The following is a 7,857-nucleotide window of genomic DNA, read 5'->3' on the forward strand; positions in this document are numbered from 1 at the left end:
ACCCAGCCCCGAAACCACTCACGAAGACTTGAGTCTCCACCCACTGGAGCCTTTACCGTCGTTCCCATGACGATCACCGTTCTCGACTCCTACCCCGCGATGCGAGCGATCCTCCGCGCGCCGCGGGCGGACCGCGCCGCGATGCTCAGGGCGATGGTCGAACCCGCCGCCGGCATGTACCGCTACTTCCCCGGCGAGGTGGACCTTGTAGCGATGCACGCGATGAGTTCCGGATTCCCGCTCGACCGCGACGAGGAACGTTGCCTGGAAGCGCTCGAAGCCCTCCACGAAGCGGACGCCTGGAACCGGATCCAGCGGGCTCTCGACGATGCCGTCGCCACACAGCTCGCCGCGACACCCGGGCTGACCGTCCCGGACATCACCGTCCTCACCGTGCTGGGCGATCCCGGCGACGAGCATTTCCTGGGCCCGAACCTGGGGATGACGGCGAACGGGAGCGTGTCCGGCTACATCCTCCTCAACTTCTGGCCGTATCCGGAGAATCTGGCGCGGCTGGAGGCCACCGCGGTCCACGAGCTGAACCACAACCTGCGCTACAGCCCCGGCGGGGTGATCTGGGACCCGGCGACGGTCACCGTCGGCGAGCAGATCGTGTCCGAGGGCCTGGCCGACGCGTTCGCCCGCCAGTTGTACGGCGACGAACTAGGCTACGCCCGCATCGGTGTGCCGCATCTGCACGACGACGCCGTGTTCGCGAAGGTCGTGTCCGGGCTGGAGATCACCGGCATGCGGAACTTCACGGCGTGGGTGCACGGCGACGAGACCGCCACCCGCTACGGCGCCACTCCCGTCGGCCTGCCGACCGGTGCCGGGTACGCGGTCGGCAACCGGCTCGTCGACGCGTACCTGGCCGCGACGGGCCGGACCGCCGCGGAGGCCCTGCTGGCGGACCGCCGCGACGTCATCGACACCGCGCTCGCTTAGGCGGTGTCCTGCAAGTCCTGGTGGCGGTCTCCGCACCCCCGACTGCACGACGGCTAACTGTCCACAAAGGGCCTCCCAGTGAGGGCGTCTAGGACTCGCGGCGCCTCGACCGGATCGTGAGCGCCACCAGCGCGCCACCGGCGAGCAGCAGGAACAGGCCTGCGACGAGCAACCCCCGGACGTCGCTGCCGGTCGAGGCCAGCGGACCGCTGTCGGACGGCCCGCCACCCGGCGCGGTCCCGCCCGGCTGCCCGGGCGTGGTGGTCGCCGTGACCCCAGGTCCCGGGGTCGTGGTCGTGGTCGAAGTCCTGGTGGTGGTGGCGGTCGGCGCGGTGCTGCTAGAGCTCGACGACGGCGGGGAGCTGCTGCTCGTCCGGCTCGATGACGTCGCGCTGCTGGAGGAACTGCTCGATGTCGAGCTGGTGCTCGGCTGACTCGACGACGTGGTCGTGGTCGAGGTGGGCGCCGTCGACGTCGATGTGACCGACGTGGAAGTGGCCGAAGTCGGGCTGGTCGTGGTCGAGCTGCTGCTCGTCGTAGTGGAGCTCGACGACGAGGCCGAAGACGAAGAGCTGCTCGGCGTCGTGGTCGGCGCGCTGCCGCATTCAGGCAGGTCACCGTTGAACGGGTAGGCGTGGAACTCCTGCCCGCCCCCGCCGGACGCCTCGGAGGTGTGCACCAGCGAGCCCGTGGTGAAGAAACGGCCGTTCATCCCCGAGGCGGTGACGGTCGCGGTGCTCCCCGGCTCACCGATCAGCACACTCCCCTGGAACTGGGCGCCTCCGGCGATCTTCACCGCGGTGGCGTCCGGAAAGTTCCACAGCAGCCGCTCGCGCAGCTTGTTCAGCGGATCCCGGTCGTCGAGGTCGCCGGTGTAGGTGTTGATCGTCCGGGCGGCTCCCACCATGTTGACCAGGACCGTCGCCCCAGCCGGGATGCCTTCGAATTCGATCCCCTGCATGCCGCCGGTGGCACCGGTCAGGTCGAAGTCCACGGTGAACACCTGCAGCGCGGATTTCCCGTCCCCGGTGAACAGGGTGCGGTATCCCTGGTTGACCGCCGTGCCCGTGGCCGGACGCGGCGTGGTGCCTTCCCGTGCGTAGCACTTGCTCGCCACTCGAAGATCCTCGCGCAGGCCCACATAGGGTTTCGCCGCGTCGGGGTCCTTTTCGAGCTTGCCGATCACCGTCCCGGTGACGGTTCCCGCGTGCCGGACGACACCGCCGTCGGCGAGCAGCCGCTGCGCCGCCGCGACACTGACGTTCCCGCCGGTGGTCAGGAAGTCGGCGCCGTCCGGTGGCGGGACCCGCGATCCGACACCGGCGATGCCCACGTTGTAGATGGAGGACGCGCCCGCTCGTTTCGCCATGTCGAAATCACCGAGGACGACGACGCGCCCTTCGGCTTCCGCGGCGGCTTCCCGTACCTGGAATTCGCCGCCGACATAGACGTTGATGCCGTTGTCCCGGCCCGCGTAGTCCTTGTTGTTCACCGGTGGGTACACATCGGGACAGGCCGGTCCGACGCACGGTCCCAGGCCGCCCGGCAACGGGGCGGCGACCGCGCCGTCGGCGACCACGAGCGCCGCCACGCACACCGCGGCGGCGGCACCGGCAGAAAGAGAGGCGAACCGCCTTGCACGCATGCGGCGATTCTTGTGCCCATCGGCCGTCCGAACACAATCGGAATGCGGAAATACCCCCGACCGGGCGAGGCGGGTAACCCACACCCATTCGTGGCCGTCCAGCGTTGTCCAGACAACGGAATTCCAGGTGGAACACGGAATCCTTGGAGTCTGGCCGGACGATGGGAGGTTCGCCACATGACGGGCACCGGAGTGGGCAGGCACACCGGTTCGGTGGAAGTGCTCGCGGGCCTTCTCGTTCTCGTTCTGCTGCTCCGAGGTCCGCTCGACGATGTCCTCGGCACCCCGATGGTGCAGACCTGGACGACGGTCTTCGTTTCGATCGTGCTCCAGGCCGTTCCTTTCCTCATCTTCGGCGTGATCCTTTCCGCCGCGATCGCGGTCTTCGTGCCGCGGGAATTCTTCGCGAAAGCCCTCCCGAAACATCCGGCCCTCGCGGTTCCGGCGGCCGCGGCGACCGGAATGGTGCTGCCGGGTTGCGAATGCGGTTCGGTCCCGGTCGCCGGCGCGTAGGTGCGCAAGGGATCACCCCGGCGGCGGCGCTGCGTGGCGAGGACTCGGTGACGCTCACCGGCAGCCGCGCGGGCGCGTTCGTCGACGACGACCGCGGCGTGCTCGTCCTCCACGACACCGCTACCGGCAGGCCGGCCGACCTGGCGGCGGAGTTCGGCACCGTACTGGCGCGAGGGCCGTTCGTCTGGTGGTCGGAGGGCGGGAACGACTCCCTGACCTGGCGGGTACTGGGCCTGCGCACGCTCGAGGCGTCTGCTTGACTGCTGCCGTGCCGTCCGATCGTGAGACCTCCGTCGAAGCGGAGTTCTCACGGGTGGTCGGCCGGTTCGCCGGCCCGGCCAGGGGCGCCGGACTGCTGGTGATCAGTGTTTTCGGGGTGCTCGCCACGCCGTCCGGGGCGCTCCCGCTCGCCTTCGGTCTGCTCGCGCTGGCCGTGGTCACCGCCGTGGCCGAGCAGCTCGTGGGGAAGACGGGCCGGGGCAGACCGGTGGCGTTCGCGCTGACGCTGCTGCGCGCGGCGGCGATCTGCGGCACCCAGTTCCTGACCGCGCCCGAAGCGGCCGAGCTGAACCAGTGGGCGCTCAACGTCCTCACCATCACCGCGATCACCCTCCAATGGGAATGGCCGCCGAAGGTCACCGTGCCCGCCATCGCCTGCCTGCTGGCGATCGAGGTGGTGCCTCTCGGCGCCGAGGACGGTTTGTCGGTGGTGGCGCGGGTGCTGATCGAGGCCACCCTCGCCAGGGTCGCCTTCCTCCTGCTGTCGCGGACGACGCGCCGGATCGACGATCTGCGCGAGCGCCGTGCCCGGCTGACCCGGGAGGAATCCCTTGCCGTGCAACGACGACTGCAGGAACGTGAGTATCTGGCCGTCCTGCACGACACGGCCGCGGCCACCTTTCTCACGGTGGCCCAGCGCGGCGAAACGACGGAGCCGTCCGAGGTCGCCGGATACGCCCGCCGCGATCTCGCGATCCTCACCGGCGAATCCGGGCCCGGCAGTGTCGTCGACCTCGAGACCTCGTTGCGCGGCGTGCTCGCGCAGAGTCCGGTGAAGGTCGAGACGCGCTGGTCTCCGGTCGCGCCGATCCCGGCGTCGGCGGCGCTCGCGATGGTCCGCGCCGTGCGCGAGGCGCTGATGAACGTCGACCGCCACTCGGGTGTCGGCGAAGCCCGCCTGACGGTGGAAGACGGGGTGCGCGTGACCATCCGGGACGAAGGCCGCGGTTTCGATCCGGCGAAGACCCCGGCCCAGCGGCGAGGTGTCCGTGGCTCGCTCGTCGAACGCATGGCCGCGGCGGGCGGCCGGGCAGAGGTGACCTCCGCGCCGGGTGCGGGGACCACGGTGGAACTGGTGTGGCCGCATGAATGAGACCGCGGACCGGGTGCTCGGCGGCTGCCGGATCGCGGTACTGCTCGCGACGGCGGCGATCCAGCTCGGGCTCAGCCTGACCCGGCTGGACGACACCCCCGGCCGGATCGCGTTCGCCGCGCTCGCCGTCGTGCTCGTCGTCGCGGCGTGGTGGGTGCTGCGCTGGAAGCCGGTCCCCTGGCCGGTCGCGCTCGCGGGCGCGACCGTGGTCCTCGCCGCCTCCGCGGTCGCCATCTGGACCCTGCCTCCGGACCGGCTCCTCGGCGACGAGGACTGGGCGTCCGGCCTCGCGGGCTGGCATCTGCTGGTGCTGCTCCTGGACCGCCCCGCGGTCGCGATGGCCGCGCTCGTCCTCCAGATGGCGCTCACCTTCGTCCGGCAGATCGGCGCCGCGCCCACCGATCGCGGGGAGATCGGCAGTGTGGTGATCGCCGGGCTCAGCGTGCTCGCCTTCCAGGGCGCGACGCTGGCGCTGATCAGGGTCGTCAACCGGCGGGCGGGCGAAGCCGCGGAAGCTTCGGCCGAACGCGACCGGCAGGCCCACCGCAAAGCGCTCGCGGAGGAACGGGAGGCCGACCAGCGGAGCCGGTTCGCCGGGCAGCTCGGCGCCACCCTGCCGCTGCTGGCCGGACTTGCCGACCGGACGCTGGACCCGCGTGACGACGTGGTCCGGCAGCGGTGCGCGCTCGCCGCCACGCAACTGCGGCGGCTGTTCGCGGAGAACGACGACGTCCCCGACCCGCTGCTGCACGAGGTCTCGGCCTGCGTCGATCTCGCCGAGCGGCGAGGCTTGACCGTGACGCTGGCGGTCAGCGGTGAAGCGGCGTCCGTCCCCACCTCCGTCCGCCGCGAACTGACCGGTCCGCTGATGACCGCGCTGGCCGCCGCCCGGACGCACGCCAGGGTCAGCGTCCTGCGCGCCGGCGACGAGATCCGCGTCGCGGCGATCACGGACGGTGAACCCGGGCAGACGGCGAACGGATCGGGCGTCGTCGACGTCGAATGGCACGCACTGGGAGAACGATCGTGGATGGAGGCGAAATGGCGTTCGCGACCGAACTGACCGCGGTGGTCGTCGACGATCATCCGGCCGTACGGGCCGGGGTCGTGCACTGGCTGTCGTCGGGCACACCGCCGGTGACCGTCGTGGCCGAGGGCGAGGACGTGCGGGCCGCGTGGATCGGCGAGGGCGCAGAGGCCGACGTCGTCATCCTCGACCTGCACTTGAACAGCACCACCCCGGCGATGGGCGATCTGCGGCGGCTCACCGAGGCGGGCCGTCGCGTCGTCGTCTACTCGATGCGGGCCGACGACGAGACGGTCCTGCAGTGTCTCGAACTCGGCGCGCTCAGCTACATCACCAAGTCCGAAGGCGCGGAACACATCCTGGAAGCGGTGCGCGCGGCGGCGGCCGACCGGTCGTACACGCCGCCGTCCTTGGCGGGCGCGATGGCCGGGGATCGCTCCGAGCGGCGTCCCGCCCTGTCCGCGCGCGAGACGGAAGTGCTCATCGAGTGGTTCCAGTCCGAGTCGAAGGACTTCGTCGCCCATCGGCTGGGGATCTCGCCGAACACGGTCAACTCGCATCTCGAGCGGATCAGGGTCAAGTACGCCCAGATCGGCAGGGAGGCCCCGACCAAGGCCGCGCTCGTCGCGCGGGCGATCCAAGACGGGCTGATCGGCGTAAGCGATTTGTGATCGGGCGTGGTGCGAACGGCCCACAGCCGCCACGCCCGGTTGCGGCTACGGTGCGTGACGAGCACGCCGGTACCGATTCGGCGGGAGTCCGAGGAGATCCATGAAATCCGCCCTGATCGCTACCGGCTGCGCCGCCGCCCTGCTGCTTTCCGGCTGTGGCGAGGAGGGTGGGAAGACCGTCAGAGCCGACGGCACCATGGCTCCCGGCAGCGAACTCAAGGTCGGCGAACGCGCCGTCGTCCCGTTCAGCGACGCGGGCAAGTCGGGCACGATCGCGATCACCGTGAAGTCGGTCGAGATCGGCCCCAAAGAGGATCTGGCCAAGTTCAAGGACAAGGGCGAGGGATCGCTTCCGGTCTACGTCCGGATGGTGATCGAGAACGTCAGCGGCACGGACCTCGCCGACACTTCGGTGTCCGTGCGAGCGGTGGACCCGAACGGCAAGGGCACCAAGGTGATCATGGCCGGCGGCACCCCGGCCTGTAAGGGAGAGACGGCGCCGGCGACGTTCACCACGCCGGGCGCGACCTACGAGACCTGCGACACCGAAGGCGTCAAGGACGGCAGTGAGGTCGGCGGCGTTTCGTTCGTCGAGGGCGACGGTTACAAAGACGACCCCGTCACCTGGAAGAAGTGAACACCTCCCCATTGGGCCGAACAGCGTAACCGTTTCGTGACCATTCGTGGTGCGAATGGCCCACACTGTCTTACTCCCTCTTCGACTACGGTGCGTGGCGAGAACGCCGGAGCAGGATTCGGCGGGGAGTCCGAGGAGATCCATGAAGTTCGACCGCATCGCCCTGTCCGCCACCGGCTGCGCCGCCGTGCTGCTGCTTTCCGCCTGCGGCGGCAAGGAAGAGAAGGGCAGCCCCGCTCCCGTACCGTCCCCCGCGCCGACGTCGGCCGCGGCGTCCTCGCCCGCGACCAGCGGCACGGTGCCGGTCTCGAACGCGGACGCCACCGCGCCCGGCACCGAACTGAAGGTCGGCGAGCGCGCCGTCGTCCCGTTCAAGTACGGCAACGACAAGTCCGGCACCATCGCGATCACCGTCAAGGCGATCGAGCTCGGCCCGAAGGAAGACCTCGCCTCCTACGGCGAGAAGGCCAAGGGCATGACGCCGGTGTACATCCGGATGACGGTGGAGAACGTCGGCGGCACGGACCTCACCTACAGCACGGTCCGGATGCGCGCGGTCGGCCCCAACAACAAGAGCACCGGCGTGATCATCACCGGCGAGACCCCGAGCTGCCAGTCCGAGTCGGCGAAGAAGGACTTCAAGACCGCCGGCGCGACCTACGAGACCTGTGAGCTCCAGGCCATCCGGGATGGCGGCGAGGTCGGCGGCGCGGAGTTCAACGACGGCGACGGGTACAAGGACGACCCGATCATCTGGAAGAAGTAAGCCCGTCAGCGTGTGAAGGCCCCTCCCTCGGGACGGGGCCTTCTCGGGTCCGCTATCGGTCCGGTGTCCCCAATGTCGCGTTGGGACGCTCAGTGTCACTGATGCGACATTGGGAACACGGACCGCGACGATCTGACGATCTCCGAAGAAGACGGCACGACGACCGTCGGCTACCACGCCACCATCGAGTTCCACGGCCTGGCGAAACTCGCGGCAGTTCGAGAAGACGGGCGACGAGCTGGTGCCGGCGATGAAGGCGACTCTCGAAGCGCTTTCGGCCC

Annotated in this window: 9 protein-coding genes; 8 read left to right on the forward strand and 1 reads right to left on the reverse strand. The window is 69.9% G+C overall.

Features of this window, described 5'->3' with window-relative positions; translation table 11 throughout:
• Positions 1 to 66: 66 nt before the first annotated feature.
• The gene (locus BLW75_RS06180) at positions 67 to 945 is read left to right on the forward strand and encodes a DUF2268 domain-containing putative Zn-dependent protease (RefSeq protein WP_034306126.1); all 879 of its coding nucleotides are present in this window, start codon (positions 67 to 69) and stop codon (positions 943 to 945) included.
• 88 nt (positions 946 to 1,033) lie between these two features.
• Here the strand turns inward: BLW75_RS06180 and BLW75_RS06185 are convergent, their stop codons facing one another.
• On the reverse strand, positions 1,034 to 2,590 hold the full coding sequence (locus BLW75_RS06185) for a choice-of-anchor A family protein (RefSeq protein WP_091596957.1): 1,557 nt from the start codon (positions 2,588 to 2,590) through the stop codon (positions 1,034 to 1,036).
• A 177-nt stretch (positions 2,591 to 2,767) separates the two neighbouring features.
• Between BLW75_RS06185 and BLW75_RS06190 the strand changes: the two genes are divergently transcribed.
• The 7 genes from BLW75_RS06190 (at position 2,768) to BLW75_RS06220 (ending at position 7,576) form a co-directional block, all read left to right on the forward strand.
• The gene (locus BLW75_RS06190; protein WP_241783284.1) at positions 2,768 to 3,103 is read left to right on the forward strand and encodes a permease; all 336 of its coding nucleotides are present in this window, start codon (positions 2,768 to 2,770) and stop codon (positions 3,101 to 3,103) included.
• A gap of 47 nt (positions 3,104 to 3,150) precedes the next feature.
• The gene (locus BLW75_RS06195; RefSeq protein ID WP_244175778.1) at positions 3,151 to 3,363 is read left to right on the forward strand and encodes a hypothetical protein; all 213 of its coding nucleotides are present in this window, start codon (positions 3,151 to 3,153) and stop codon (positions 3,361 to 3,363) included.
• 8 nt (positions 3,364 to 3,371) lie between these two features.
• Positions 3,372 to 4,475 carry a sensor histidine kinase gene (locus BLW75_RS06200; RefSeq protein ID WP_034306124.1) on the forward strand — a complete coding sequence of 368 codons (1,104 nt, stop codon included), beginning with the start codon at positions 3,372 to 3,374 and terminating at the stop codon, positions 4,473 to 4,475.
• The gene (locus BLW75_RS06205; RefSeq protein ID WP_034306122.1) at positions 4,468 to 5,538 is read left to right on the forward strand and encodes a hypothetical protein; all 1,071 of its coding nucleotides are present in this window, start codon (positions 4,468 to 4,470) and stop codon (positions 5,536 to 5,538) included. The genes BLW75_RS06200 and BLW75_RS06205 overlap by 8 nt, the downstream gene beginning before the upstream one ends.
• Complete coding sequence (locus BLW75_RS06210; RefSeq protein ID WP_034306119.1) at positions 5,517 to 6,173, forward strand: response regulator transcription factor; 657 nt, start codon at positions 5,517 to 5,519, stop codon at positions 6,171 to 6,173. Before BLW75_RS06205 ends, BLW75_RS06210 begins: the two co-directional genes overlap by 22 nt.
• 100 nt (positions 6,174 to 6,273) lie before the next feature.
• Entirely contained in the window at positions 6,274 to 6,810 is a 537-nt protein-coding gene (locus BLW75_RS06215; protein WP_034306117.1) for a hypothetical protein, read from the forward strand.
• A 142-nt stretch (positions 6,811 to 6,952) separates the two neighbouring features.
• Positions 6,953 to 7,576 (forward strand): hypothetical protein, encoded by a 624-nt coding sequence (locus tag BLW75_RS06220; RefSeq protein ID WP_034306115.1) that lies wholly within the window; start codon positions 6,953 to 6,955, stop codon positions 7,574 to 7,576.
• Positions 7,577 to 7,857: the final 281 nt, after the last annotated feature.

The sequence above is a fragment of the Amycolatopsis lurida genome, from assembly GCF_900105055.1.
Taxonomy (GTDB): Bacteria; Actinomycetota; Actinomycetes; order Mycobacteriales; family Pseudonocardiaceae; genus Amycolatopsis; species Amycolatopsis lurida.

Coding starts and splice junctions, on each gene's coding strand:
- BLW75_RS06180 (WP_034306126.1), top strand. CDS start 67: ATGACGATCACCGTTCTCGACTCCTACCCCGCGATGCGAGCGATCCTC.
- BLW75_RS06185 (WP_091596957.1), bottom strand. CDS start 2,590: ATGCGTGCAAGGCGGTTCGCCTCTCTTTCTGCCGGTGCCGCCGCCGCG.
- BLW75_RS06190 (WP_241783284.1), top strand. CDS start 2,768: ATGACGGGCACCGGAGTGGGCAGGCACACCGGTTCGGTGGAAGTGCTC.
- BLW75_RS06205 (WP_034306122.1), top strand. CDS start 4,468: ATGAATGAGACCGCGGACCGGGTGCTCGGCGGCTGCCGGATCGCGGTA.
- BLW75_RS06210 (WP_034306119.1), top strand. CDS start 5,517: ATGGCGTTCGCGACCGAACTGACCGCGGTGGTCGTCGACGATCATCCG.
- BLW75_RS06215 (WP_034306117.1), top strand. CDS start 6,274: ATGAAATCCGCCCTGATCGCTACCGGCTGCGCCGCCGCCCTGCTGCTT.
- BLW75_RS06220 (WP_034306115.1), top strand. CDS start 6,953: ATGAAGTTCGACCGCATCGCCCTGTCCGCCACCGGCTGCGCCGCCGTG.